Origin of the sequence: Bradyrhizobium sp. HKCCYLS20291 (assembly GCF_051167715.1) — a bacterium.
Taxonomy (GTDB): Bacteria; Pseudomonadota; Alphaproteobacteria; order Rhizobiales; family Xanthobacteraceae; genus Bradyrhizobium.
Genome location: NZ_JBNPTO010000001.1, coordinates 663,663 through 688,734, shown reverse-complemented (window position 1 = coordinate 688,734; position 25,072 = coordinate 663,663). Strand labels below are relative to the sequence as shown.

22 protein-coding genes and 1 tRNA gene are annotated in these 25,072 nt (G+C 65.8%); 11 read left to right on the top strand and 12 right to left on the bottom strand.

All coding sequences use genetic code 11. The annotated features are described in order from the left end of the window. Positions 1 to 11: 11 nt before the first annotated feature. Positions 12 to 692, bottom strand: a complete 681-nt coding sequence (locus ACQR07_RS03260) for an RraA family protein (RefSeq protein ID WP_434901057.1) — start codon at positions 690 to 692, stop codon at positions 12 to 14. 229 nt (positions 693 to 921) lie between these two features. Between ACQR07_RS03260 and ACQR07_RS03255 the strand changes: the two genes are divergently transcribed. Together ACQR07_RS03255 and ACQR07_RS03250 are read left to right on the top strand one after the other, a co-directional pair. Then, a complete protein-coding gene (locus ACQR07_RS03255) occupies positions 922 to 1,902 on the top strand; it encodes a hydroxyacid dehydrogenase (RefSeq protein WP_434900895.1) in 981 nt (326 codons plus the stop codon). A 30-nt stretch (positions 1,903 to 1,932) separates the two neighbouring features. Next, a complete protein-coding gene (locus tag ACQR07_RS03250; protein ID WP_434900894.1) occupies positions 1,933 to 3,270 on the top strand; it encodes an MFS transporter in 1,338 nt (445 codons plus the stop codon). A gap of 75 nt (positions 3,271 to 3,345) precedes the next feature. Here ACQR07_RS03250 and ntrC read toward each other — a convergent pair whose 3' ends face one another. From ntrC to dusB, 3 genes are read right to left on the bottom strand one after another with little or no spacing between them, the layout of a single operon-like run. After that, positions 3,346 to 4,788 (bottom strand): nitrogen regulation protein NR(I), encoded by a 1,443-nt coding sequence (ntrC, locus tag ACQR07_RS03245; protein WP_434867332.1) that lies wholly within the window; start codon positions 4,786 to 4,788, stop codon positions 3,346 to 3,348. A 9-nt stretch (positions 4,789 to 4,797) separates the two neighbouring features. Continuing rightward, positions 4,798 to 5,973 carry a two-component system sensor histidine kinase NtrB gene (locus ACQR07_RS03240; protein WP_434867331.1) on the bottom strand — a complete coding sequence of 392 codons (1,176 nt, stop codon included), beginning with the start codon at positions 5,971 to 5,973 and terminating at the stop codon, positions 4,798 to 4,800. Continuing rightward, positions 5,970 to 6,923, bottom strand: a complete 954-nt coding sequence (dusB, locus tag ACQR07_RS03235) for a tRNA dihydrouridine synthase DusB (protein ID WP_434901056.1) — start codon at positions 6,921 to 6,923, stop codon at positions 5,970 to 5,972. The genes ACQR07_RS03240 and dusB overlap by 4 nt, the downstream gene beginning before the upstream one ends. A gap of 455 nt (positions 6,924 to 7,378) precedes the next feature. Between dusB and ACQR07_RS03230 the strand changes: the two genes are divergently transcribed. From ACQR07_RS03230 to ACQR07_RS03215, 4 genes are all read left to right on the top strand, one after another. After that, on the top strand, positions 7,379 to 8,560 hold the full coding sequence (locus ACQR07_RS03230) for a bifunctional 2-C-methyl-D-erythritol 4-phosphate cytidylyltransferase/2-C-methyl-D-erythritol 2,4-cyclodiphosphate synthase (protein WP_434900893.1): 1,182 nt from the start codon (positions 7,379 to 7,381) through the stop codon (positions 8,558 to 8,560). A 390-nt stretch (positions 8,561 to 8,950) separates the two neighbouring features. Next, positions 8,951 to 9,565 carry a CinA family protein gene (locus ACQR07_RS03225; RefSeq protein WP_315799941.1) on the top strand — a complete coding sequence of 205 codons (615 nt, stop codon included), beginning with the start codon at positions 8,951 to 8,953 and terminating at the stop codon, positions 9,563 to 9,565. A 310-nt stretch (positions 9,566 to 9,875) separates the two neighbouring features. Further along, entirely contained in the window at positions 9,876 to 10,196 is a 321-nt protein-coding gene (locus tag ACQR07_RS03220; protein WP_434900892.1) for a hypothetical protein, read from the top strand. A gap of 212 nt (positions 10,197 to 10,408) precedes the next feature. Beyond that, a complete protein-coding gene (locus ACQR07_RS03215) occupies positions 10,409 to 10,762 on the top strand; it encodes a hypothetical protein (RefSeq protein ID WP_434900891.1) in 354 nt (117 codons plus the stop codon). 46 nt (positions 10,763 to 10,808) lie between these two features. Here the strand turns inward: ACQR07_RS03215 and ACQR07_RS03210 are convergent, their stop codons facing one another. Then, positions 10,809 to 11,012 (bottom strand): hypothetical protein, encoded by a 204-nt coding sequence (locus tag ACQR07_RS03210; RefSeq protein ID WP_434900890.1) that lies wholly within the window; start codon positions 11,010 to 11,012, stop codon positions 10,809 to 10,811. A 571-nt stretch (positions 11,013 to 11,583) separates the two neighbouring features. Here ACQR07_RS03210 and ACQR07_RS03205 point away from each other — a divergent pair. Then, positions 11,584 to 12,846, top strand: a complete 1,263-nt coding sequence (locus ACQR07_RS03205) for a methyl-accepting chemotaxis protein (RefSeq protein ID WP_434867326.1) — start codon at positions 11,584 to 11,586, stop codon at positions 12,844 to 12,846. Positions 12,847 to 13,500: 654 nt separating this feature from the next. On the opposite strand, the gene ACQR07_RS03200 is transcribed toward ACQR07_RS03205, so the two are convergent. Both ACQR07_RS03200 and lipA read right to left on the bottom strand, forming a co-directional pair. Then, entirely contained in the window at positions 13,501 to 13,974 is a 474-nt protein-coding gene (locus ACQR07_RS03200) for a type II toxin-antitoxin system RatA family toxin (RefSeq protein ID WP_434900889.1), read from the bottom strand. Positions 13,975 to 13,983: 9 nt separating this feature from the next. Continuing rightward, a complete protein-coding gene (gene lipA, locus ACQR07_RS03195) occupies positions 13,984 to 14,943 on the bottom strand; it encodes a lipoyl synthase (RefSeq protein WP_434900888.1) in 960 nt (319 codons plus the stop codon). A gap of 136 nt (positions 14,944 to 15,079) precedes the next feature. Between lipA and ACQR07_RS03190 the strand changes: the two genes are divergently transcribed. Further along, complete coding sequence (locus ACQR07_RS03190; protein WP_434900887.1) at positions 15,080 to 15,745, top strand: DNA-3-methyladenine glycosylase; 666 nt, start codon at positions 15,080 to 15,082, stop codon at positions 15,743 to 15,745. Between the two features lie 130 nt (positions 15,746 to 15,875). On the opposite strand, the gene ACQR07_RS03185 is transcribed toward ACQR07_RS03190, so the two are convergent. From ACQR07_RS03185 to ACQR07_RS03165, 5 genes are all read right to left on the bottom strand, one after another. Next, positions 15,876 to 18,740, bottom strand: a complete 2,865-nt coding sequence (locus ACQR07_RS03185) for a valine--tRNA ligase (protein ID WP_434900886.1) — start codon at positions 18,738 to 18,740, stop codon at positions 15,876 to 15,878. Between the two features lie 293 nt (positions 18,741 to 19,033). After that, positions 19,034 to 19,783 carry a PopZ family protein gene (locus ACQR07_RS03180; RefSeq protein ID WP_434900885.1) on the bottom strand — a complete coding sequence of 250 codons (750 nt, stop codon included), beginning with the start codon at positions 19,781 to 19,783 and terminating at the stop codon, positions 19,034 to 19,036. A 387-nt stretch (positions 19,784 to 20,170) separates the two neighbouring features. Next, on the bottom strand, positions 20,171 to 21,577 hold the full coding sequence (locus tag ACQR07_RS03175; protein ID WP_434901055.1) for a TolC family outer membrane protein: 1,407 nt from the start codon (positions 21,575 to 21,577) through the stop codon (positions 20,171 to 20,173). A 285-nt stretch (positions 21,578 to 21,862) separates the two neighbouring features. Next, positions 21,863 to 22,528, bottom strand: coding sequence for a protein-L-isoaspartate O-methyltransferase family protein (locus ACQR07_RS03170; RefSeq protein WP_434900884.1), 666 nt, complete (start codon positions 22,526 to 22,528; stop codon positions 21,863 to 21,865). A gap of 308 nt (positions 22,529 to 22,836) precedes the next feature. After that, positions 22,837 to 23,022, bottom strand: coding sequence for a hypothetical protein (locus ACQR07_RS03165; RefSeq protein WP_434900883.1), 186 nt, complete (start codon positions 23,020 to 23,022; stop codon positions 22,837 to 22,839). 256 nt (positions 23,023 to 23,278) lie between these two features. Here ACQR07_RS03165 and ACQR07_RS03160 point away from each other — a divergent pair. The 3 genes from ACQR07_RS03160 (at position 23,279) to ACQR07_RS03150 (ending at position 24,911) form a co-directional block, all read left to right on the top strand. Further along, positions 23,279 to 23,353, top strand: a tRNA-Asn gene (locus ACQR07_RS03160). Between the two features lie 192 nt (positions 23,354 to 23,545). Continuing rightward, positions 23,546 to 24,049: an NUDIX domain-containing protein gene (locus ACQR07_RS03155; RefSeq protein ID WP_434900882.1), complete on the top strand. Its 504-nt coding sequence runs from the start codon at positions 23,546 to 23,548 to the stop codon at positions 24,047 to 24,049. A gap of 16 nt (positions 24,050 to 24,065) precedes the next feature. After that, on the top strand, positions 24,066 to 24,911 hold the full coding sequence (locus ACQR07_RS03150; protein WP_434900881.1) for an EamA family transporter: 846 nt from the start codon (positions 24,066 to 24,068) through the stop codon (positions 24,909 to 24,911). The last annotated feature ends 161 nt before the right edge of the window (positions 24,912 to 25,072 follow it).

The window sequence follows — 25,072 nt, the reverse complement described above, 5'->3', positions numbered from 1 at the left end:
CCCGGCGAAGCTCAGCCGATATATTCGACGCCGCGCTTCCTCAGTTCCTCGTCCACCCACGAACGGTCGTTGCGACCGGCTGCGATGGCCTCGAGCTGCGCCGTCTCGGAATCATGCTTCTTCTTCGCCGCGGCGAAAACGGCCTCGGCATCGGCAAGCGGGACGCAGACGAGCCCGTCCTCGTCCCCGAGCACGAGATCGCCAGGCTCGATGACCATGCCGTCGATCGCGATCGCGACGTTGATCTCGCCAGGACCGTCCTTGTAGGGACCGCGATGGGTGACGCCGGCGGCGAAGATCGGAAACCGGCCGGCGCGGATCGCCGCGGCGTCACGGACGGCGCCGTTGATCACGACGCCTCCGAGGCCACGACGCTCCGCATGCGCGATCATCATCTCTCCGATCAGGGCGTTCGACAAATCCCCGCCGGCATCCACCACGACGATGTCGCCCGGCTCGGCCATGTCGAGCGCCTTGTGGAGCATGAGGTTGTCGCCCGGACGCGATTTCACGGTGATCGCGGATCCCGCCAGGATGCCGCCGCCATGCATCGGACGCAGGCGCGAACCTGCTGCGTTCATTCGCGACATGCTGTCGCTCACATTGGCGACCGGCAGCGATCGATATCGCTCGACGAGGTCTTTGGAGACCTTCTGCTTCGGATTCGGATAAATGCGGAAACCTGCGGTCATTGGTGCGCTCCTGGTGCGATCTTTCCTGCAGCTCTGCCGATCGGCGGTTGACAAAACGAGCCGTTGCGGTGATACGTATAAAAAATGCAACGCCGTTTCAATTTGAAAATGGCGCAAGGGGGGAACGGTCAGCGCCTCGTCCAGGACGGGTCGGCGGCGCCAATGCCGCAGGATCGGCCGAGCGCCATACGGCGCGGTCAGGGCGTTGCCGCCAGCAAGAGGCAGCGACATGCGCTACAAGCTACTCGTCACCGGACCGGCTCTCACGGCGGAAGCGACCGCCATCGCGGCCCGGCGCGGTGCGGCGCTGATTGCCAACGCGCATCATGCGAGCCCTCAGGAGCTGGCGGAGATCGCCGCCCGGGAGCAGCCGGACGGCATCATCGTGCGGCAAGGCAAGATCGACGATCAGGTGATCGGCGCCTCTGCGAAGCTCAAGGCGATCGCCAAGCATGGGGTTGGCTACGACAACATCGACGTCGACGCCGCCGACCGCCGCAGCATCCCCGTGTTCGTCGCGCGTGGCGCCAATTCGCAATCGGTCGCCGAGCTTGCCTTCGCCCTGATGTTCGCGGTGGCGCGGGAGATCCCGCGCCTCGACGCCCGTATCAAGACCGGTCATTGGGACAAGGCGACGACCAGGGGCGCGCAGCTGTTCGGCCGCAGTCTGGGCGTCGTCGGCTTCGGCGAGATCGGTCGCATCCTGGTCGGTCTGGTGCAGCCGCTGCAGATGAAGGTGCGCATCTTCGATCCCTACATGCCCGATGATACCGAGATTGCCGTCGCCGAACGCGTCGGCAGCCTCGACGAAATCCTCACGGCCAGCGACGTCATCAGCCTGCACTGCCCGCTGACCCCGCAGACCCGCAACATGATCGGCCGCGACCAGTTCGCCCGCATGCGCCGCGATGCGATCCTGATCAACACCGCGCGCGGCGGGCTCATCGACGAGACGGCCCTGTTCGATGCGTTGCGCGACGGGGTCATCGCGGGGGCCGGCCTCGACTCGTTTGCCGAGGAGCCGGCGAGGCCAGACCTGCCGCTGCTCACTCTGCCCAACGTCGTGGTCACGCCTCACGCGGGCGCCAGCACGCAGGCCGCGCGTGACGCGATGGGGGTCCTTGCGGTCAACCACATCATGGACGTTCTGGAAGGCAAGACGCTCGACCGGCGTGCGATGGTCAACAAGAAGCAGCTCGACGTCGCCTGAGCGGCGCGCATAACAACTTGGGAGGATACGATGGTTATAGCCGCGACGGCGCCAAGCGCGCTCGAACGGTCGACCATGCGCCGGGTTTCCTGGCGCATCATGCCGTTCGTGATGATCTGCTATCTGTTCGCCATCCTGGATCGCAGCAATGTCGGCATGGCATCGCTGCAGATGGTGCAGGATCTGGGAATGTCGAAGGCGGCGTTCGGCTTCGGCGCCAGCCTGTTCTTCTTCTCCTACTTCCTGATGGAAGTGCCGAGCAACCTGGCCATGCAGCGTTTCGGCGCGCGGCGCTGGATCGCCCGGATCATGATCACCTGGGGCATCATCTCCACCAGCATGGCCTTCGTACAGGGCCAGAACTCGTTCTATGCGATGCGATTCATCCTGGGCGCGGCAGAAGCCGGTTTCTTTCCAGGCGTGCTGCTCTACCTGACGTATTGGCTGCCTGCGAACTATCGAGGGCGCCTGATCGCGTTGTTCGCCATCTCCATTCCGGCGGCCACCTTCATCGGCTCTCCGCTTGGCGGATTGCTGCTGGGTCTCGACGGCCTGCTTGGTCTGCGCGGCTGGCAATGGCTGTTCATCGTCGAGGGCCTCCCGACTGTGCTGCTCGGCCTGATCTGCCTGTCTGTGCTGACCGACAGGCCGGAGCAGGCGCGCTGGTTGCGCGATGAGGAGCGGGCATGGCTATGCGCCGAGCTCCAGCGCGAGACGGCGAGCCGCCCGGCGACGGTTCAACAATCCGGATGGGGCTCCTTCGTGCGGCTGCTGCGCAATCCCCATGTCTGGGCGATGGCGCTCGCCTGCTCCGGCGCGTCGGCAGCCGGGTCCGTGCTGAGCGTTTGGCAGCCCCAATTCCTGAAATCCTTCGGGCTGACGAACCTTGAAACCGGACTGATCAACTCGATCCCTTATGGTATCGCCTGCGTCCTGATGGTTCTGTGGGGCCGTCACTCCGACAGATCCGGAGAACGGCGCTGGCACACGGCGGTGACCCTGCTTTTGATTGCGCTTGGGTTTCTCGGGGTCTTCGTCATTCATTCCTTGATGGGAACGGTCATTCTGCTCAGCCTCGTGCTCGTCGGCGCCTACGCGTTCAAAGGGCCGTTCTGGGCGCTGACGTCGGGCTGGCTCGGCACTGGATCGGCCGCAGCCGGTCTCGCGATGATCGGCGCCATATCCAACCTGATCGGCGGCGGCCTCATGGTGAACATCTACGGCAGCCTCCTGGAGGCGACCGGCAACTACGGCTTGGCGCTGCTGCCAATCGCGGTCGTGACCGTGACCGGCGCCGGGCTGGTGCTGTTCATCAGCAGGTCGCGCAGCGCCGAGACGGCGCTTCTGGCCGTTGCAAAGGAAGCCTGACATGACGCGATCTGCCGCCATCGCGCGGCTTGAGAGCAGTCTCCCCCGGCCTGCGCCGGGGGAACGATCGGACAGCTAGCCGCCGCTGCGGTAGACCTGGATGTCGAGATCGCGGATCTTCTTGCGCAGCGTGTTGCGGTTGAGGCCGAGCAGATCGGCCGCGCGGATCTGATTTCCGCGCGTCGCAGCGAGCGCAGCGGTCAGCAGCGGGATCTCGATCTCCTTGAGGATGCGGTGATACAGGCCCGGCGGCGGCACGCCGTTCGGGAAGCCCTGGAAGTGCGAGGAGAGGTACGCTTCCACGGCGCCGCCGAGATTGTCGATCGAGCTCGGCGCGTTGGAGCCGGTCGTCACCGCCGGCGGCGCCAGCTCGCCGTCGATCACCGACGCCGTGATGACGTCCTGCGGATACAACGCAGCGAGGCGGCGGGCGAGGTTTTCCAGCTCGCGGACGTTGCCCGGCCAGCGGTGCTGCTTGAGCCGCTCCAGTGCTGCGACATCGAGCTTCTTCGGCGGCAGCCCGTCCTTCTCGGCCAGCGCGAAGAAATGCCGGATCAAATCCGGCAGGTCCTCGATGCGCTCGCGCAGCGGCGGCAGCCGCAGCGGCACGACGTTGAGACGGAAGAACAAATCTTCGCGGAAAAGACCCTGCTGGATCAGGATGCGCAGGTCCTTGTTCGACGCCGCGACGATGCGGACGTCGGTCTTGATCGGGGTGCGGCCGCCGACCGTGGTGTACTCGCCCTGCTGCAGCACGCGCAAAAGCCGCGTCTGCGCCTCCATCGGCATGTCGCCGATCTCGTCGAGGAACAAGGTGCCGCCCTCAGCCTGCTCGAAGCGGCCGGAGGCGCGGGTGTTGGCGCCGGTGAAGGCCCCGCGCTCGTGGCCGAACAATTCCGATTCGATCAGGTCGCGCGGGATCGCCGCCATGTTGACCGCGACGAACGGGCCGTTGCGGCGCTTGCCGTAATCGTGCAGCGCGCGCGCCACCAGCTCCTTGCCGGTGCCGCTCTCGCCGGAGATCATCACCGTGAGGTCAGTCTGCATCAGACGCGCGAGCACGCGGTAGATGTCCTGCATCGCCGGCGAGCGGCCGACCAGCGGGATCGATTCGAACTCGCCGTCGTCGGGCTGGCTCGCCGCCCGCTCCTTCGGCTCGGCCAAGGCGCGGCCGACGATCGCGATCAGCTCCTTCAGGTCGAACGGCTTCGGCAGATACTCATAGGCGCCGCGCTCCGAGGCCTTGATCGCGGTCATGAAGGTGTTCTGCGCGCTCATCACGATGACCGGCAGGTTCGGCCGCATCTTCTTGATCCGCGGCAGCAGGTCGAACGCGTTCTCGTCGGGCATCACCACGTCGGTGATGACGAGATCGCCCTCCCCCTGGCTCACCCAGCGCCACAGCGTGGCGGCGTTGCCGGTCAGCCGCACCTCGTAGCCGGCGCGTGACAGCGCCTGGTTCAGGACCGTGCGGATGGCCGTATCGTCGTCGGCAACGAGAATGCTACCTGCAGGCATAGGTGGTCCTCAATTTGATCCCTGAGAGGCATGCAGCGACGTCCCCGAAACGTCGTCGCGATGGCCCTGGTCGTGTTGTTTGCTGGCGCTGTACATCGGCATCAGCACCCGGAAGGTCGTCTTGCGCGGTTGCGACTCGCACTCGATGATCCCGCCATGGTCGCCGATGATCTTCGCAACCAATGCAAGACCGAGGCCGCTTCCGGTCGGCTTGGTGGTCACGAACGGATCGAACAGGTTTGGCATCAGGTCTTCCGGTACGCCGGGGCCGTTGTCCTTGACGCAGAACTCCAGCGGCAGCGACACCCGCGACTTCTTGCCGGGCACCGACAGCCGCACGCCCGGGCGGAAGGCGGTGGTGAGCTGGATCTCGGCATCGGCGCCGAGGTCGACGACGGCCTCCGCGGCATTCTTGACCAGGTTGAGAAACACCTGGATCAGTTGATCCTGGTTGGCGAGCACCGGCGGCAGCGACGGATCGTAATCCTCGATGAAGCGGATGTTGCGGGCGAAGCCCGACTGCGCCAGCCGCTTCACGTGATCGAGCACCGAATGGATGTTGACCGGCCCGCGCGCGACCGGGCGATCGTCGCCGAACACCTCCATGCGGTCGACCAGCGTGACGATGCGGTCGGCCTCGTCGCAGATCAGCCGGGTCAGCATGCGGTCCTCGGAGGAGGCCTGCTGCTCGAGGAGCTGCGCGGCGCCGCGAATTCCCGACAGCGGGTTCTTGATCTCATGCGCCAGCATCGCGGCCAGCGCGATGACCGAGCGCGCGGCGCTGCGATGGGTAAGCTGGCGGTCCATCTTGTCGGCGATGGTGCGCTCCTGCAGCATGACAACGATATGGCCGGGCCGCTCCGGCAGCGGCGCGACGTGCAGATCGACCAGCCGGTCGGCGCCGGTGCGCGGCGTGCCCAGGTCGACCTTGTACTCGTTGACCGGCGCGCTGGTGGTGCGCACCTGATCGATCAGCGCCAGCAGCGGTGAGCCGAACGGCACCAGCTTCTTCAGCGACTGTCGCTGCAAAAACTGCGTCGAGGAATCGAAGAACGATTCCGCCGCCATGTTGGCGTCCATGATCATGCCGTCCGGGCCGATCACCAGGACCGGATTCGGCAGGGCGTTGAGGATGGCATCGCCATCCGAGGGAAGTCGCTTGCGCTGTTCTGCGGCTGAGCTCATGCGGCTGCACTCCAGGCAAAATCGTCGAAGGCGTCACGAAGCGCCCGATGCACCTGAGACGGCTGCTCGGACGTCAGGATACGATCGCGCCACGCCTTCAGTTTTTCGGCCGGCGTATTGGCACGCTCGGCGGCGACGTCGAGCCCCCAGCTGAGATGCTTGCGGGCGTGGCGCAGGCCGACCCGCTCGCCATAGTGGCGGCAGATCTCGTCGTAGAGCGCGGTGAGATACAGGAGCTGCTGCGCCAGCTCCGGCGCGCCCTCTTCAAGGCCGCCATCGAGACGACGACCGATCTGGCCGGGCAGCCAGGGCTGCCCCTGCGCGCCGCGGCCGATCATGACCGCATCGGCGCCGGAGGCATCGAGCGCCTCGCGTGCCTCGGCATAGCTCGTGATGTCGCCATTGACGACGACCGGCAGGTCGACGGCGTCCTTCACCGCGCGCACCGCGCTCCAGTCGGCCTCGCCCTTGTAGAACTGCTGCCGGGTGCGGCCATGTACGGTGATCAGTTGCACGCCGGCCGCTTCGGCGCGCCGCGCCAGCTCCGGTGCATTCAGGCTGCGCTCGTCCCAGCCGAGCCGCATCTTCAGGGTCACCGGCACGTCGACGGCCTCGACTGTCGCCTCGATCAGTGTCAGCGCATGGTCGAGATCGCGCATCAAGGCCGAGCCGGACTGGCCGCCGGTGACGTGGCGGGCCGGGCAGCCCATGTTGATGTCGATGATATCGGCGCCGCCTTCCTCGGCGACCTTGGCGCCCTCGGCCATCCAGTGCGCCTCGCAGCCGGCCAGCTGGACGACATGCGGGCCGATGCCGCTCGCTTCGCAGCGCAGCCGGGATATCCACCGACCTCTGACCAGATCGTCGCTCGCGGTCATCTCGGACACCACCAGACCGGCGCCGAGCTCGGCCGCGAGTCGGCGAAACGGCGCGTCGGTGATGCCCGACATCGGCGCGAGGATGGCCCGGTTGGCGAGCGAAACGTCGCCTATCTTCAAGGCATTGGGGGGTGTATTGGCCGGGCCGGTCACAAACGACTCTTCAAGCTCATCCAACGCATCATTGCGTCTGCGCAGCACTCTCAAGCACAATTCTTGGGCAGTCAAGCGTCATGCCTACACTTTAGCCAAGACAATCAGCATTTCAAGTGCAGTGCAGCAAAATATGCTTGTTCGGCAGTCATGGTAAACCCTTGAGCTGCCTTGATTTTGCATGGCTCCTCGGGTGCGCATGACGGTGCGGACGCCGGCGGCGCTCCAGCTTTCCCCCTGCGGCTGCTTGCACATGCGTCGGGGTCGCAGCGCAACTCATCCGATGTGTGATCCTGCTCGCTTAACATGATCCGCAGATGTAAGAAGCCGGCAAACCTCCTCATCCCCCACATCAGCATCGATACCCTGTTCCCATGACGACTTCTCAGCGGACTGCAGCCATTCTCGTCGCGGCCGGACGCGGCTTGCGCGCCGGCGCCGGCGGTCCGAAGCAATATCGCAGCATCGGCGGCCGCACCGTCATCCATCGCGCGCTCGCGGCATTCGCCGAGCATCCCGAGGTGACCGTGGTGCAGCCGGTCGTGAACCCCGATGACATCGCCGTCTTCAATGCAGCCGTGGCAGGCCTCCGCCACGAGGTGCCGGCCCATGGCGGCGCGACACGCCAGGCCTCGGTGCTTGCGGGCCTCGAAGCATTGGTGCCGCACAAACCGGACATCGTGCTGATCCACGATGCGGCGCGCGCCTTCGTGACGCCGGCGGTGATCTCGCGCGCGATTGTCGCGGCCAACAAGACCGGTGCCGCGATTCCCGTGGTGCCCGTCACCGACACCATCAAGGAAGTCGGCGCCGGCGGCGACATCACCGCGACGCCGGAGCGCGCGCGCCTGCGCATCGCGCAGACGCCGCAGACCTTCAAGTTCGACACCATCCTCGAGGCGCATCGCCGCGCGGCGCGCGACGGCCTCACCGAGTTCACCGATGACGCGGCGATCGCCGAATGGGCGGGATTGACCGTCGCGACCTTTGAGGGCGATGTTGCCAACATGAAGCTCACCACTCCGGAAGATTTCGTGCGCGAGGAAGCGCGCCTCGCAGCATCGCTCGGCGACATCCGAACCGGCACCGGCTACGACGTGCACGCCTTCGGCGAAGGCGACCATGTCTGGCTGTGCGGCCTGCGCGTGCCGCATAGCAAGGGCTTCCTGGCCCACTCCGACGGTGACGTCGGCCTGCACGCTCTGGTTGACGCAATTTTAGGCGCCCTCGCTGACGGCGACATCGGTTCGCACTTCCCGCCGTCCGACATGAAGTGGAAGGGCGCCTCCTCCGACCAGTTCCTGAAATACGCCATCGAACGCGTCGCCGCGCGCGGCGGCCGCGTCGCCAATCTCGAGGTCACCATGATCTGCGAGCGCCCGAAGATCGGCCCGCTGCGCGACCAGATGCGCTCCCGTATCGCCGAGATCTCCGGCGTCGACATCTCGCGCATCGCCGTGAAAGCGACCACCAGCGAGCGCCTCGGCTTCACCGGCCGCGAAGAAGGCATCGCCGCGACGGCAAGCGCGACGATCAGGCTGCCGTGGGGTGTGTAGTGGAGCTCCATCTTTTCGACGGGGATGTCATCCGTTTGCGTCGAACTAACAGAGCTCGGTGACTTGGCCCCAGGCTCTGGCCGCCGAGTGTGAGTTGAAAGTCGAGTTCTTCACCGCGATCGCGGTGCGCTCCCTCGCCCCGTTCTTCACGGGGAGAGGGTTGGGGTGAGGGGCAGCCGCACGGGTGGTGCGTGCGGATAGACTTGCCCCCTCACCCGGATTGCATCCATCGATGCAATCCAACCTCTCCCCGCCCTCGCGAAGCTTCGCTTCGCCCTGGCGTGGCGAGGTGAAACCGAGCCCGTGGACGCGTCTCGACTCCATCGAGGCCATCCATCCTCGGCAAGGTCATGTTGGGGTAGCTATCGCGTCGAGGGACGAGCGGGACACATGGCGAGCGAACGTCAAATCGGCTCCACCAGCGCGCTGGCCCGCTCGCTGCTCGACCTGTGCCGGTCGCGCAAGCTGATGATCGCCACCGCCGAGTCCTGCACCGGCGGCCTGGTCGCCGCGGCGCTGACCGAGATCCCCGGCTCCTCCGACGTCATCGACCGCGGCTTCGTCACCTACTCCAACGAGGCCAAGCGCGCGATGCTCGGCGTCGAGGCCTCGACCTTGCAGACCTTCGGCGCCGTCTCCAAGGAGACCGCGATCCAGATGGCGGTCGGCGCCCTCGAACGCGCCGACGTCGACCTCGCGGTCGCCATCACCGGCATCGCCGGCCCCGGCGGCGCCACCCCCGGCAAGCCCGTCGGTCTGGTGCATTTCGCCGTCGCCGCCCGCGACGGCCGCATCACCCACCGCGAACACCGCTTCGGCGCCATCGGCCGGAGCACGGTCCGCACGCGCTCGGTGATCGAGGCGCTGCGCATGCTGATGGAGCTGGCGAGGCCGCAAGTCCCCGCCAAGCCGAAGCGCGCCGCGGCGACCCGATTACGTCCCCGCGTCGCGCGGGCGCCGCGGCTGCATCCGGTGAAGCGGCCGCCGAGGCGGCCAAGGACGTAGTTGCGAACGCTGCGCCCTGCTCTCGCCGCGCCGTCATCGCGAGCGCTGCGACGCGATCCAGTCCTTCCAGCTCGAGTCCTTCCAGATAGAGGCGACGCCCTCGCCCCACCCTCCGCCGTCATCCCGGCGAACGCCGGGATCCATAACCCCGGGGCGTGGTGTGGCGGCACGCCGGTGGCTCCGACCTCGTCTCACCACGTCCGCCGCCGAGTATGGATCCCGGGTCGGCGCCTGCGCGGCGCTTTGCGCCGCTCCGGCTTGCCCGGGACGACGGCGGTGGGTGGGCCAGCGCCTTCAAATCAGATTCTTAGTGCTTCAGATCAAAAACTTCTGTGATGCTGATGAGGCCCGTTTGGATCGACAGGAAGCCGCCGTGTTGAGGCCGGACGTCACGCAGACTAAGCTTCGCGATAAGCTCGAGACTCTGCGGTTCGAACGAGCAGAGACCCTCAAGGCCGCCGATCTCGTGCCGCTGCCGGGAAACATCGTGTTGCCGGACTGGTGGACGGCGCAGCATTGCGCGGACCGCATTGTCTTCATCGCTAAAAAGGTGCGTCGCTGGGACGACATCGTCGTGACCCAATGCCGCAGCGACGCGACCGTCTACGTTCAGGCAAGCTGGATCGACTGACAACTTGGTAGGGTGGGCAAAGCGGCCGCCGCAGGCGGACGCGTGCCCACCGAAGTCATGGCAAGGTGGTGGGCACGGCGCGCTCACATAGTCGGCGACCAAGCGACAATACGGGCGCGCCTTTGCCCACCCTACAGGACTGTCCAAGCCGCACGATTTGACAGGCTGACAGAAGCACCTCGCTTGTTGTGAAGCGCCGGGATATCGTCCCGTTGGCGGCAATCGAGCAGCGCAAACCGGTGGGATGCACAATGGGTATCACGATTTGCCCCAAGCATGGTCGAAGTTCATTCGTCGAGACCTGCCAGCACGCCGGGCGGGAGATCGAGCAAGGCAAAGTGCCAGCCGGCCATGACCTCGCTCTGCTTGGTCACCTCTTCGTCTGCGACACCTGCTTCGATCAGCCTGGCTTCGACCGCTTCGCCGATCTGGCGGAGATGCCTGTCGAGAAGGCGATCGATGATGAGCGTTGGCAGTTGTACGAAGCCGCCTGTGATCGCCTGGAGGGCCGGGAGGCGTTCTGCCTGCATTGCGTCCGCGAGCTCGGCTCGAGCCTCGATCCATGATCCGCATCTTGCCGAGATCCAAGCTATGGCTTGGCGTCATGCCGCATTAGCCGCCGCAGGCCGCGGCGCCGGCCGGCGCGCCCGCCGGGCAAATCAGGTTCACGAAGATGACTTTGACAGGACCGTCGATCGTGGCACCGGCGTTGCCATCAGGTCCAATCCGCCGCCTGCGCCGAAACACGAATTTCGTCAGCCCTTTCAACGCCCGACTCACTGTCCAGTCCTTTCCGTAAAAATATCCTTCTTCCATTTTCCCGAAATCAATGGTTCCCTCCCGTCATCCCACCTCGACACGAGGGACGCATCGCGATCGTCACGAGACGTGAGGTGGGGAGGCGATGGCCGCCGAGGAGCCGTAGCGCGTCTTGGACGTGCGGACGGACGGCTCCTGGCGGACGTGAAGTCGCAGCGTCCTGACACCCCGAAGCTGGTGTCACGCCGGTGGTGATGATGATCCGCCGGTCACGGGGGCAAGACAGCCGGTCCCCGGGGAGACTGCGTATAAGCGTGAAGACCATCGCGCAGGGAATGCCGGTTGTCGGCTGGACCTGTGGTGACTGCCGCCTGCTTTTTGTTTGCAGGCGGGCCATGGGTTGCGGCCAGCACCCGGCATTCCCTGCGCCCTCGTGATGTCAGAGGGTCGAACGATAGGCATAGCCCGGACGCGATTGCGTCGCGGAAGCCGCGGCTGCACGCCTGCCGTCACCCGTCCGGATCGCTCCCCGACGATTATCGTCCGCGCCGCTCTCCCCGAAAGGTTTTGGTTAATTTTGTCCTGCTAGCTCTGGTGCATTCCTCTCTGACAGTGGATTCGGGACCCCATGGCCTTTTTCTCCGGCAAGTCGGCTGATCGCACGCACAACCTCCTGATGGCCGAGCTGTTCGAGCGCCATCGCGACGCCATCCTGGTGATGTCCGAAGGCAAGATCATCGCCTGCAACGAGACCGCGGTCCGGTTCGGCGGCTTCCGCAGCAAGCAGGACCTGCTGTCGCGCTCGCCGGCAACGATGGCGCCGGAGATCCAGCCCAACGGCAAGCGCTCCGCCGACATGGTCAAGGAGATGGACGCCAAGGCCAGGCGCGAGGGGCACGCCAGCTTCGAGTGGACCACCAAGCGCGCCGACGGCAGCCCGGCGCTGGTGCAGATCACCCTGGTCCCGACCCAGGTCGAGGGACAGACCTACGTCATCAGCTTCCGCCGCGATCTCGCCGACCTCATTGCCGCCCGCGAGGAGAAGAAGCGCGCGCTCGACAAGATCGCCAAGGATTTCGAGACCTCCGTCGGCGCCATTGCCAATGCGATCTCCGGCGCCTCGCGCGATGTCGAGACGACAGCGGCCTCGTTGACGACCACCGCGGACCAGGCAGCGCAGCGCGTGGCGCTGGTCGCCTCGGCGTCGAGCTCGGCCTCGTCCAACGTGCAGTCGGTGGCCGGCGCGACCGAGGAGCTGTCGAGCTCGGTCAGCGAGATCAACCGCCAGGTCGCGACCTCCTCGACGATCGCGGCCGAAGCCGTCGAGGCGTCCTCGCGCACCAACGATCTCGTCAACAGCCTGGCCGACGCCGCCGCCAAGATCGGCGCCGTGACCGACATGATCAACGCGATCGCGAGCCAGACCAACCTGCTGGCGCTGAACGCGACCATCGAGGCGGCGCGTGCCGGCGATGCCGGCCGCGGCTTTGCCGTCGTCGCCTCGGAGGTGAAGAGCCTGTCGAGCCAGACCGCCAAGGCGACCGACGAGATCTCGGCCCACATCAGCGCCATGCAGCGCGCCACCAGCGACACGGTCGCCGCGATCCAGGGCATCGGCGGCACCATCGGCCAGATCAGCGAGATCGCCAAGACGATCGCCACCGCCGTCGACCAGCAGGGCCACGCGACGCAGGAGATCGCCCGCTCCGTCAGCCAGGCCGCCAGCGGCACCCGCGAGGTCGCGACCAACATCGGCTCGGTCAGCCAGACGGTGGAGTCGGCCGGCGGCGCCGCCCGGCAGATGCTCGGCGCAGCCGGGCAGCTCGCCAGGCACGCCGACGAGCTGCGCGGCAAGGTGAGAGACTTTTTGACCGCCGTGCAGGCGGCGTAGGGAACGATCGCAGGCGAACATGTCCGCGATCAGACCGGCTCCGCGACATCGTCGCGGAGCAGCTGTTTGAGACGTGGATAGGAATTTTGGAGCGGCACGCTTATGAGGTGCCCGCTTGCTGTGAGTTGGCACACGGCCTGCTCCACCCACCGCTGTCTTCCCGGGCAAGCCGGAGCGGCGCAAAGCGCCGCGGAGGCGCCGACCCGGGATCCCTACTCCGCGGCGGACGTGGTGAGACGAGATCGGAGTTGCAGGCGTGCCGCCACATGGCACCCTGTGGTTATGGATCCCCGCTTTCGCGGGGATGACGACGGAGGGTGGGGCGCCGCCGGAGGTCGATCGCTGGCAGCGAACAACAAGCCTTACGTCGACGACACCGCCGGGTTGCTGCGGCCTCGAGGTTTCTTGCTCGCTGTGAGTTGGCACACGGCCTGCTCCACCCACCGCCGTCGTCCCGGGCAAGCCGGAGCGGCGCAACGCGCCGTGGAGGCGCCGACCCGGGACCCATACTCCGCGGCAGACGTGGTGAGACGAGATCGGAACTACGGACGTGCCGCCACACGGCACCCTGTGGTTATGGGTCCCGGCGTTCGCCGGGACGACAGCTGAGGTCTGGGCACCGACTGCGGTCCATCATCGGCAGAAGCTACCGGCCTACGTCGACGACACCACCGGCTTCCGCCCGTAGATCGCGTCCGCGCGCTTTTCGAACGCCGCCGACATCCGTGCGAACACCGTGTCGAACATCGAGCCCATCAGCATCGCCAGCATGCGGCTCTTGAACTCATAGGCGATGAAGAACGTCACCTCGCAGGCGCCTTCGTTGCGCGGCTCGAAGCTCCAGCGGTTTTCCAGGCTGGAGAACGGCCCGCTGACATACTCGACCAGGATCTTGCGCCCTGCCCGGTCCAGCGTGACGCGGCTGGTGAAGGTCTCCTTGACCAGCTTGAACGACACCGTCATGTCGGCGACGATGACCTCGGTGCCGTCGGGCCTCTCACTGCGCTGGCGCACCACCAGCCGCTCGCACAGCGGCACGAACTCGGGATAGCGCTCGACATCGGCCACGAGGTCGAACATCTGCTCGGCCGTGTGCGGCACGCGCCGCTTGTTGGAGAATCTCGGCATCTCGTGTCGTCAGCGTGCGATGGCTTCGCGCGCGGCCTTCAGCTTGGCAAAGTCCTCGCCGGCATGGTGCGAGGAACGCGTGAGCGGGCTCGCCGAGACCATCAGGAAGCCCTTGGTGTAGGCGACGGTCTCGTAGTTGGAGAACTCCTCCGGCGTGACGTAGTTCATCACCGCGTGGTGCTTCTTGGTCGGCTGGAGGTACTGCCCGATGGTGAGGAAATCGACCTCGGCCGAGCGCAGATCGTCCATCACCTGCAGCACCTCGTGGCGCTGCTCGCCGAGCCCGACCATGATGCCGGACTTGGTGAAGATGGTGGGATCGATCTCCTTGACCCGCTGCAGCAGCCGGATCGAGTGGAAGTAGCGCGCGCCGGGACGGACCGACAGATAGCGCGACGGCACGGTCTCGAGATTGTGGTTGAAGACGTCGGGCTTGGCGGCGACGACCTGCTCCAGCGCGCCGTCCTTGCGCAGGAAGTCGGGGGTCAGCACCTCGATCGTGGTGGTCGGGCATTTCGCGCGGATGGCGCGGATGGTCGCGGCGATGTGGGCTGCGCCGCCATCGGCGAGGTCATCACGGTCGACCGAGGTGACGACGACATGGGTGAGGCCGAGCTTGAAGGTGGCCTCGGCGACGTAGTCCGGCTCGTTGCAGTCGAGCGCTTGCGGCAGGCCGGTCTTGACGTTGCAGAAGGCGCAGGCCCGCGTGCAGGTGTCGCCCATGATCATGAAGGTGGCGTGCTTCTTGTCCCAGCACTCGCCGATGTTCGGGCAGCCGGCCTCCTCGCATACGGTGACGAGGCCGTTCTCGCGCACGATGTTGCGGGTGTCGGCGTAGCCGCGGGTGGTCGGCGCCTTGACGCGGATCCAGGCCGGCTTGGCCGGCGAGACCGAGTCCGGCCGGTTCACCTTCTCGGGGTGACGGGGGCGCAGCGGCGTGTTCGAAAGCGTGTCGACGATGGTGACCATGGGGACCCAGGCAAATCTCTGTTGCGCCCTAGCTATTCCGTGCCGCGGCGCACCGCAACCGGCTGGCCGAGGATACCAGGGCATGGCAGATATGGGCAGCGCCCGCGGGCGCTCATCCCGGCAGATTTTCTCGAGAATGGCGCAAAAACCGGCAAAAACTCCCGGAGTTTCACGGCCTCGGGGCGCAGGCGCAGGCAAGCGGCTGACGCGGGCGTTCTTCGCCCGCGACGTGCTCCAGGTGGCGCCGGACCTGATCGGGGCGACGTTCCTGGTCGATGGCGTCGGCGGGATCATCGTCGAGGTCGAGGCCTATCACCACACCGACCCGGCGGCGCATTCGTTCCGCGGCCCGACCCCGCGCAACCAGGTGATGTTCGGTCCGCCCGGCTTTGCCTATGTCTACCGCTCCTACGGCATCCATTGGTGCGTGAACTTCGTCTGCGAGCCGGAGGGCTCGGCGAGCGCGGTGCTGATCCGGGCGGTCGAGCCGACGATGGGCGTGGCGGAGATGCGGCGGCGGCGCGGGCTGGAGGATGTCCGGGCGCTGTGCTCGGGACCGGGCAAGCTGACGGAGGCAATGGGAGTGACCCACGCGCATAATGGGCTGGCGCTGGATGCAGCTCCGATCGAGCTGTTCGCACGGCCTGATGATGTCGAGGTCGTCACCGGCATCCGAATCGGCATCACCAAGGCGGTCGAGCTGCCCTGGCGCTTCGGCCTGAAGGGCTCGCGGTTCCTGAGCAAGCCGTTCGCAAGCCCAGCTGTCGTCCTGGGCAAGCGCAGCGCGACCCGGGACCCATAGCCACAGGGAGACGTGAGACGAAGAACGACGCCAAGCCTGCCCAACCGAAGCATCACGCGGTATGGGTCCCGGCTTTCGCCGGGACGACAGCGGAGGATGGCGCCGCAGCGGGGGTAACGCGGCAGAGCTACTACACGCCCTGCAGCCGCGACAGCGCGTCCTGGAACTTGGCCTTGCGGGCCAGCGCCGCCTCGCGCTTCTCCTTCTCCTCCTCGACGAGCTCCTCGGGCGCGTTGGCGACGAACTTCTCGTTGCCAAGCTTCTTGTCGACGCGCTCGATGTCGGCCTCGGCCTTGGCAATCTCCTTTCCGAGACGGGTGCGCTCGGCGGCGAGATCGATGACGCCCTTGAGCGGCAGCGCGGCGACCTCGCCGCGAACGACGAGCTGGGCGGAGCCTTCCGGCGCGGTGTCGGCGAAGGAGAGCTCGGAGATCTTGACGATGCGCTTGATGGCGTCGGTCCAGCGCGGCGCGCGCGCCTTGGTCTCGGCCGAGGCACCGACCAGGACCAGCGGAATCTGGGTGCCGGGCGGAATGTTCATCTCGGCGCGGACCGAGCGGATCGAGGTCATCAGATCGACCACCCAGCCGATCTCGGCCTCGGCGGCCTCGTCCTTGAAGCTGGCGGCATCGAACGAGACCAGCACCGGCGGCACCAGGGGATCGCCGAAGCTCGCGGCCGACAGCGCCGCGATCTCGGCGACGGTCGGCGTGTCGACGCGATGCGGCCACGGTGACAGCGTCAGCAGGCTGTCCCGCTTGGCGGTCGACTCCCACAGCGCCTCGGTGACGAAGGGCATGAAGGGATGCAGCAGCTTGAGGATCTCGTCACGTGCCCAGGCGACCATCGCCCGCGTCTCGGCCTTGGCCGGGCCGTCCTCGCCGAGCAAGGTCGGCTTGGAGAGCTCGACATACCAGTCGCAATAGACGTCCCAGACGAAGCGGTAGATCGCGTTCGCCGCATCGTTGAAGCGATAGGCCTCCAGCGCCTCGGTCACCTCGCGGGTGGCGGCGGCCGCCTCATGGGCGATCCAGCGGTTGAGCGGCTCCTTGGCCGAGGCCGGGTCGAAGCCTTCGGTCACCGCGCAGCCGTTCATCTCGGCGAAGCGGCTGGCGTTCCAGAGCTTGTTGGCGAACTTGCGGTAGCCGTCGACGCGCTGCGTCGACAGCTTGATGTCGCGGCCCTGGGCGGCCATGGCGGCGAGCGTGAAGCGCAGCGCGTCGGCACCGTGCTCGTCGATCAGCGCGAGGGGATCGATGACGTTGCCCTTCGACTTCGACATCTTGGCGCCCTTCTCGTCGCGGACGAGCGCGTGGATGTAGACCGTCGAGAACGGCACCTCCTTCATGAAGTGGATGCCCATCATCATCATGCGGGCGACCCAGAAGAAGATGATGTCGAAGCCGGTGACCAGCACGTTGGTCGGGTAGTAGCGCTTCACCTCGGGCGTGGCGTCGGGCCAGCCGAGCGTCGAGAACGGCCACAGCGCCGAGGAGAACCAGGTGTCGAGCACGTCCTCGTCGCGCGTGATGAAGCCCTCGCGCTTGTTGCGGTCGAGCGCCATCTCGCGGCCCTGCTCGGCCGTGATGACCTCCTGCTCGACGTAGTAGCCGATGGCGTGGCCGACGGCCTCCTCCTCGGTCTCGGCGACGAACACCTTGCCGTCCGGGCCGTACCAGGCCGGGATCTGATGGCCCCACCACAGCTGGCGCGAGATGCACCAGGGCTGGATGTTCTCCATCCACTCGAAATAGGTCTTCTCCCAGTTGCGCGGCACGAACGTCGTTGCGCCCGACCGGACGGCGGCGATCGCCGGCTGCGCCAGGGTCTTGGCGTCGACGTACCACTGGTCGGTCAGGAACGGCTCGATGACGACGCCGGAGCGGTCGCCATGCGGCACCATGTGCGTGTTGGGCTCGATACGCTCGAGGAAGCCGAACGCCTCCAGCCGCTCCAGGATCTTCTTGCGCGCGGCGAAGCGCTCGACGCTGTGGAACTCCTTGGCGAACTCTTCCGAGCCCTCGGGCAGGCCGCGCAGATAGTCCTCGTTGTCGGCCAGCGCGATGCAGCCCTCGCGGTCGAGAATGCTGATCTGCGGCAGGCCGTGGCGGCGGCCGACCTCGAAGTCGTTGAAGTCGTGCGCCGGCGTGATCTTCACCGCGCCGGTGCCCTTCTCCGGATCGGAATAGGTGTCGGCAACGATCGGGATCTCGCGGCCGACCAGCGGCAGGATCACGCGCTTGCCAACGAGGTGCTGGTAGCGCTCGTCGTCCGGGTGCACGGCCACCGCGCTGTCGCCGAGCATGGTCTCGGGACGCGTCGTGGCGACGACGATGAAGCTGGTCGGATCCTCCGGGCTGAACGTCTTGCCCTCGATCGGATAGCGCAGGTACCAGAGGTTGCCCTTCACCTCGATCTGCTGGACCTCAAGGTCGGAGATCGCGGTGAGCAGCTTCGGGTCCCAGTTGACCAGGCGCTTGTCCTTGTAGATCAGCCCGGCGCGATGCAGCTCGACGAACACCTTGACGACGGCCTTGGACAGACCCTCGTCCATGGTGAAGCGCTCGCGGCCCCAGTCGCAGGACGCTCCGAGGCGCTTGAGCTGGTTGATGATCGTGCCGCCGCTCTCGTCCTTCCACTGCCAGACACGCTCGAGGAACTTCTCGCGGCCCATCTCGCGGCGGCCGGGCTGCTGGCGCTCCATCAGCTGGCGCTCAACCACCATCTGGGTGGCGATGCCGGCGTGGTCGGTGCCGGGCTGCCACAGCACGTCGCGGCCGCGCATGCGCTCGAACCGGCACAGGATGTCCTGCAGCGTGTTGTTGAGCGCGTGCCCCATGTGCAGCGAGCCGGTCACGTTCGGCGGCGGGATCACGATGGTGAAGGGATCGGCGTCGCGGCGGTCCGGTCGGCCGGCGGAGAACGCGCGCGCGTCCTCCCAGACCAGGGACATGCGGCCTTCGAGGTCGGCGGGCTGATAATTCTTTTCGATCATGACATTCTCAGCAGGCGCCAAGGCCGGCCGTCCAATTCCGGATATCGCGGAACCTGTCCCGGTCCTTGCTCTCGACCTGAACAAGCTCACGCAAATTGTTGATGCCTGGGCTCTTTTCGGACTGATGTCCGGCCGGAGCAGCGCTCGCGCAGAGCACTCTCCGAACCGCCCGGCCGGCATCAGCTTGAATGGGCTAGAAAGCCGCCGCGGGCCGCCAAGTCAACAGCGGCGGCGAACAATGCTGAGCGCCCGCCGGCGGCGTCGTGCAGCGAAGCACCGCGAGGCGCGGCGCCTCAGCGGCCGCCGCGCGAGACGCGCTCGATCTCGGCCTTGACGATCCGTTCGACCAGGGCGGGCAGATTGTCGTCCAGCCAGGACTTGAGCATCGGCCGCAGCATTTCCTTGACCAGATCCTCGAGCGTCCTGGCATTGTTGCTGAGAACGGTGTTCGCCAGCGCGTTGAACGCCGACTCCACGGCATTCACCGTCGTCTGCGCCAGGATCGGCTGCTTCGGCGCCAGCGGCTCGAACGACGTTTCGAATGACGATGCAGGCGGCGGCGCCTTGTGCGCCAGACGGCCGGATTCGATGAACTCGATGTCGTCCTGCGGATCCACCTTGCGGAAGGAAGCCGCTGCTGGGGCGGGAGCCGGGGTCGGTGGTGCCACTGCCATTTCGTCCGTCAACTCGAGTACTTCAGGCTCCGGCTCAGGCTCGGGTTCAGCCTGTGCCGGCGCAGTCGTTTCATCCAAACCCGCCAGCAATGCGTCAATGTCGTCCTGGCTGTTGCTCGCGGCCGCAGCGGGCGGCGGCGGAGGCGGCGGTGGCGCAGGCTTCGCCGGTGCCGCGGCAGCGATCTTCGACGGGGGAATGTCGTTCATGACCGGCTTGGGCGCCGGCGCAGCGGCGGCGGGCTTCTCGGCCTTGGGCTCCGGTGCCTTCTCGGCTGCAGGCGGCTTGGCCTCGTCGTCGGCAATGATCCGCCGGATCGACGCCAGAATCTCCTCCATCGAGGGTTCTTGGACCTTCGCAGGCTGCGTCATTTCCGACTCCAAATCAGCGACGCTGCCGCACGCGTCGTCTCAGCGCAAAAACATGGGGCGCTGGAGCCAAGTGGCTTGGACTTCTCTTCGGACATGCCGACTTGTCTCCAGACGAGGCCTGATCGATGCAGAACAACAGGACGATACTGACCAGATCGGAGACTATTCTTAGAACAACATCCGACGCACTGCGAATCGTTCCGCGGCCATTTTGAGGCTATGTCATGGCAACAAATGATTGCAAGCAACGGCGGTCGCCAACCGGACAAGCACGGAATTCGACGGAGAAGCGTCTCTCATGCACCACAACCGGGAACACCTACTACAAACAAAAATCCCCCGGCCAGCGGCCGAGGGATCGGGATAAGGATCGACGTTAAGATTCGACTAACGGCCGTCAGGTGTGCGGACACCGGCCCAGCTGTCGCGAACCTGCTGATAGTGGACGGTCGGATCGTACACCGTGGTCGGCAGATTCAGGACCTGCGGCGAGAGCCGGCCGATGCGCTGCAGCACGTTGTAGGAGGCCACCACGCGATCGTGCTGGGCGGTGACCAGCGACACCCGCGCGTTGACCAGCGCCTGTTGGGCGTTGAGCACGTCAAGGGTCGTACGCTGACCCGCCTTCGCTTCCTCGCGGACGCCATTGAGCGCGATTTCGGAGGCAGACACCTGAGCCTGCGCCGATTGCACCTGGGCCTTGCCGGCGAGCAGATTGCCCCACGCCGATACCAGATCGGAGCGGGCCTGATCGCGAGTCGTTTCCAGGTTGAGACGCTGCTGCGCCAGGGTTTCCTTCGAAGCCCGGATCAGCGCGTATTCGCCGCCGCCCTGGTAGATCGGAACGCTGACTTGCGCGACCGCCGAGGCGCCGAAGCTGCGGAACGTGGTCAGCGTCTGCTCATAGGCCTGCTGGGCCGAGGCTTGCAGGGTCACCGTGGGCAGCAGCGCGCCTTCCTGGATCTTCACCTGCAGGTACTGCACGTCGATGCCGTACATCGCCGCCGTGACGTTCGGATTCTCTGTCAGGGCGAGCTGCACAGCCTGCTGCAGCGTCGACGGCAGAAAACGGTCGACCGGCGAGCCCGGCGCAAGATTTTCCGGATCGCTGCCGATGATGCGGCGGAAGTTCGAGCGCGTCGTCGTCAGATTCGATTCGGCCGTCAGCTGCTGGGTGCGGCCGGCCGCGAGCTGCGCCTCGGACTGCGCGACGTCGGTGCGGGTGACCTCGCCGACATTGAAACGATCCCGGGTCTGCTTGAGCGTCTGCTCGAGCACGCGGGTGTTGCTGCGCTGAACCTCGACGATCGCCGAATCGCGCAGATAGTCCATGTAGACCTGCGCGGCCTGGAACAGAACGGTCTGCTCGAGCACACGGAGCGCCTCGCGCTGTCCGGACACTTGAGCCTCGGCCTTGCGAACGCCGTTTGCCGTCTGCTGGCCGTTATAAAGTGTCTGCGTCACGTTGAGACCGACACTACGCGGCGCATTTTCGCCGTGGCCTATGGTGCGCACGATGTTCGTCGGCGTGCCACCCGAATTGATCTGACTGTCCTGATACTGAATGCCCGCCGAAGCCGTGAGGTTGACCTTCGGCCGATATCCGGAAAGAGCCTGCGGCACGCCTTCGTCGGTCGAACGGACCAGAGCCCGCTGTGCGTTCAGCTGCGGGTTGTTCTGATAGGCGCGAACCAGCGCAGCCTCGATCGTGTCGGCAAGCGCAGGCGTCGGGCCTGCGTAAGCCATCACGAGGACCGCAGCCGCCGCTGCGGTGACGAGCTTCACCCCAAACATCCCTGTTCCATTCTCGTTGTTACCGGCTCGAACGCCCAGCCGGGCCGTAAACCTGATATAGAGACTCCCGCGCACCTCACATCTTATGCCCCATGCAAGCGCAACGGAACCACTCAACCCTGGAACCCGTACGGAAACTCCCGACGTGCAGCATCCAGGCCACACTTCTGAATTGAAACAGAATTCCGCCAACCCGCGGCCGCGAAGGCGACGCAGGCTTCACTCCTTTCACGCGACCGGATCACTGCCCGGTCCGGTCCTTTGGCGCGGAACGCAGGAAGAGATCTAGAAAACGAACTCGGGGACCTGCTCGAGACCCGGCAGAATCGGCGCGACGGCATCGAAAAGGACCCTGCTGCCGACTTCACCATGCGATCGCGTAAAGATCATGGCGCGGGCCGGACGGGTTCTGGCAAAGACGCCGACGAGCCGACCGCCCTCCTTCAGTTGGCCACACAGGCCATCGACGGCGATTGCGGAGGCCCCGTTCAGGAGAATCACGTCGAAGCGACCATCGGCCGGGTCCCCTTGCGAGGCAGGCGCAACCCGAACCGAGACCGCGCCCCCCTCCGCTCCGGCAAGCAACTGCTTGGCCCGTCCTTCGAGAGCCGGGTCGGGCTCCGTCGCGGCCACGCTGGCGGCGAGCTTGGCGGCGAGCGCAGCCAGATAGCCGGTCGCGCAGCCGACAACGAGCACACTGTCCGTCGGCTTGATCGCGGCGGCCTGCAGCAGCTTTCCAGTCAGCATCGGGTTGATCAGAAACCGTTTCGCAGAACCTGCATCCGCGACGTTGAGATCCTGATCGAGATAGGCCAGCGCCTGCCGGTCTGACGGCACGAAGGTCTCGCGCGGCACCGTCAGCATGGCATCCAACACACGATGATCGGTGACGTCATTGGTGCGCACCTGGCCATCGACCATTTTGAGACGCGCCGTCGCGAAGGAGGACATGAGCAGACCTGCTGGAAAGGCGGATGAACCGCGAACGATCTGCGCAGTCTTTTGGTACAAGGTTTTTGAAAACGCAACACGGCGTTCGAACGGGTGCGGCACACCGCGCGCCAGCGGGATGCAAGTGCCAGCATGCATCGGCAGCCCACGAGAGCTGCGACCACCCGCCACCGGCTCCGCTGCCGGCGCGGTCGCGCCGGTCAAGCTCGCAGAGCAAGCCTCTGATTTTCGAACAGTTTGAGTGGTGACGGCAGCCGTCTTGGCCGCACTGATCCCGCGGGCAAGCGAACTTGCGGTTAGCGCCGATTCTACTCGATCACGACGGCCAAACGGCCGAGCAGCCGAGCGAGCTCGTCCAGCTGCTCCGATCCACCCTCGGTCACCGCCTGGGCCAACCGCGACAGGCACTCATCGTCGGTGAGTCGCTCGACCTGGTCGGGAATCAGCGACGGTGACGTTTCACCTCGATCGACCTGAAAAAGGGTGTTCGACATCTGAAAGCGCTCCATGACCCCCGCACCGCACAGTTCCAGCCGACTATCTCCGGCCATTTGCTCCCGTTCTAGTGAATTTCCTGTCATCCAATTGTGGGCGCCAGCTGCCCACCGAGCGTTCAAAACAAGGATAAGCCTCTGGATTCCTGAGCCTTTGATCTCGCGGTGACAATCGTCACAAAGATGCGAAAACGTTCTAGGCAAGGCCGGAAGGCTTTGTTATACGCACCCCGCTCGCGAACATCGTTTCGCCTGTTCCTCGGTAGCTCAGCGGTAGAGCATTCGACTGTTAATCGAATGGTCGCTGGTTCGAATCCAGCCCGGGGAGCCAATTCGGCCCATGCCGATTGGCTGCACTCAATCCCTCCAAGCCATACTCTCTGACCTCTGCGGCCAAATGCTCACGCGGACGGACGTTGGTCCATGAGCGGCTTTGCGCCTGGGACTTCAGCAATGCCGTTGCCTTGACGGCCGCGGCTCGGTCGGGCAAGCGACCGTCGAACTCTCCGGGCAGCGATCAGCAATGGCCATCTCCGATCATCTCCGAGCCGTCCGTAGCAAGGTGGGCCACGATCTGCTGGCGACCACGGCCGTTTCAATCTCCGTGTTCGACGATGCCGGACGTATCCTGCTCGGGCATGACGCGGAGACCGGGCTCTGGACCCTTCCCGGCGGCGCGATCGATCCGACGGAGCATCCGGCGGATGCGGCGCGGCGGGAATGCTTCGAGGAGACCGGCCTGCTCGTGCGCCCGCGGCGTCTGCTCGGCGTGTTCGGCGGCCCCGAGTTCCTCATTCGCTATCCGAATGGCGATCTGACCTATTATACGGTGATCGCCTTCGAGGCGGACGTCATTGGCGGGGTGCTCGCGGCCGACGGCCATGAGATCGCAGCCTTGCGCTTCGTCGACAGAACGGAGTGGGAGCAGCTCGATGTGTCACCGTCGAGCCGAATCATTTCGCGCCAGGCCCTCGCCCACGATCACGCCCCCTACTTCGCGCCGGCGCTCTGGCAGCCCGGCGCCTGATTCGCCGAGCTTTCCGTTGGACCCAGTCGCCGCGCTTCTCATGCTGCTCGCCGGCCTGCTCCATGCGAGCTGGCATGCCATTGTCAAGAACGGCAGCAGTCTCGCCATCCTGGCCGGCATGGGGCTCGTGAGCAGCATCGTGACCCTGCCCTTTCTGTTCTTCGTCGCGGTCCCGTCGGCATCGACGTGGCCGCTCATCCTGGCGTCCCTCGCCCTGCACGCGGCGTACAAAGTGAGCCTCACGGTGACCTACGGGTCGGCCGAGTTCGGCCGCTCCTATCCGATCGCCCGCGGCTCCGTGCCGCTGTTCGCCGCGATTTTTGCCTATGTGGTGCTTCACCAGCGGCCCGATTTCGGTCAGCTCGTCGGCATCGCCATCATCTGTCTTGGCATTTTTGGCCTCGCGCGCGACCGCATCCATGGTCGCATCGATCGGCGCGCGCTTGGCGCGGCCATCGTCGCGGCGGCGATGGTTGCCGGCTACTCGGTGGTCGATGCCGCCGGGACGAGGCAGGCCGAAGGATGGGCCTCCTTCACGGCTTGGATTGTGGTGCTGGACAGTCTCGTCTTCTTTCTCGTCGCAACGGCGCAAAAGGGCGCGGCGATCCTGTCGGACATCCGCGCAGGCTTCATTCCCGTGCTCATCGCCGGCGTGCTCGGCCTGACGTCGTTCGCGGTGTTTCTCTGGGCGCTGAGCCGCAATCCGATTGCGAACGTCGTGGCCTTCAGGGAATGCAGCGTGCTGTTTGCGAGCCTGATCGGGGTCTTGTTCCTCGGCGAACGGGCGACGATCCGGCGCTTGTGCAACGCCGCCCTGGTGGCCGTCGGGCTCGTCTGGATCGCAGCCGTCAAGGCGAGCTGAGCACACGCAAGCACAGTTCCATTTTCATCGTATCGTGCACACGACGGTAAAATGAACAGTAGCCGCGCCAGTGACCGTAACTGCTGGTTGCAAATTAGCTGCAACTAATTCAGTCTGGATTAGTTTGTTGTTTCGAGTCTCGGAGCATTGTCCTCGTAGCG

What these genes read in the sequence shown, in the direction of transcription:
- ACQR07_RS03200 (WP_434900889.1), bottom strand. Translation starts at nt 13,974, where the DNA reads ATGCCGAGATTCTCCAACAAGCGGCGCGTGCCGCACACGGCCGAGCAG.
- ACQR07_RS03155 (WP_434900882.1), top strand. Translation starts at nt 23,546, where the DNA reads ATGGCCATCTCCGATCATCTCCGAGCCGTCCGTAGCAAGGTGGGCCAC.
- ACQR07_RS03190 (WP_434900887.1), top strand. Translation starts at nt 15,080, where the DNA reads ATGGCGCAAAAACCGGCAAAAACTCCCGGAGTTTCACGGCCTCGGGGC.
- ACQR07_RS03225 (WP_315799941.1), top strand. Translation starts at nt 8,951, where the DNA reads ATGGCGAGCGAACGTCAAATCGGCTCCACCAGCGCGCTGGCCCGCTCG.
- ACQR07_RS03250 (WP_434900894.1), top strand. Translation starts at nt 1,933, where the DNA reads ATGGTTATAGCCGCGACGGCGCCAAGCGCGCTCGAACGGTCGACCATG.
- dusB (WP_434901056.1), bottom strand. Translation starts at nt 6,923, where the DNA reads ATGTCGGGCATCACCGACGCGCCGTTTCGCCGACTCGCGGCCGAGCTC.
- ACQR07_RS03205 (WP_434867326.1), top strand. Translation starts at nt 11,584, where the DNA reads ATGGCCTTTTTCTCCGGCAAGTCGGCTGATCGCACGCACAACCTCCTG.
- ACQR07_RS03180 (WP_434900885.1), bottom strand. Translation starts at nt 19,783, where the DNA reads ATGACGCAGCCTGCGAAGGTCCAAGAACCCTCGATGGAGGAGATTCTG.
- ACQR07_RS03185 (WP_434900886.1), bottom strand. Translation starts at nt 18,740, where the DNA reads ATGATCGAAAAGAATTATCAGCCCGCCGACCTCGAAGGCCGCATGTCC.
- ACQR07_RS03240 (WP_434867331.1), bottom strand. Translation starts at nt 5,973, where the DNA reads ATGAGCTCAGCCGCAGAACAGCGCAAGCGACTTCCCTCGGATGGCGAT.
- lipA (WP_434900888.1), bottom strand. Translation starts at nt 14,943, where the DNA reads ATGGTCACCATCGTCGACACGCTTTCGAACACGCCGCTGCGCCCCCGT.
- ACQR07_RS03210 (WP_434900890.1), bottom strand. Translation starts at nt 11,012, where the DNA reads ATGGAAGAAGGATATTTTTACGGAAAGGACTGGACAGTGAGTCGGGCG.
- ACQR07_RS03230 (WP_434900893.1), top strand. Translation starts at nt 7,379, where the DNA reads ATGACGACTTCTCAGCGGACTGCAGCCATTCTCGTCGCGGCCGGACGC.
- ACQR07_RS03255 (WP_434900895.1), top strand. Translation starts at nt 922, where the DNA reads ATGCGCTACAAGCTACTCGTCACCGGACCGGCTCTCACGGCGGAAGCG.
- ntrC (WP_434867332.1), bottom strand. Translation starts at nt 4,788, where the DNA reads ATGCCTGCAGGTAGCATTCTCGTTGCCGACGACGATACGGCCATCCGC.
- ACQR07_RS03260 (WP_434901057.1), bottom strand. Translation starts at nt 692, where the DNA reads ATGACCGCAGGTTTCCGCATTTATCCGAATCCGAAGCAGAAGGTCTCC.
- ACQR07_RS03175 (WP_434901055.1), bottom strand. Translation starts at nt 21,577, where the DNA reads ATGTTTGGGGTGAAGCTCGTCACCGCAGCGGCGGCTGCGGTCCTCGTG.
- ACQR07_RS03165 (WP_434900883.1), bottom strand. Translation starts at nt 23,022, where the DNA reads ATGTCGAACACCCTTTTTCAGGTCGATCGAGGTGAAACGTCACCGTCG.
- ACQR07_RS03170 (WP_434900884.1), bottom strand. Translation starts at nt 22,528, where the DNA reads ATGTCCTCCTTCGCGACGGCGCGTCTCAAAATGGTCGATGGCCAGGTG.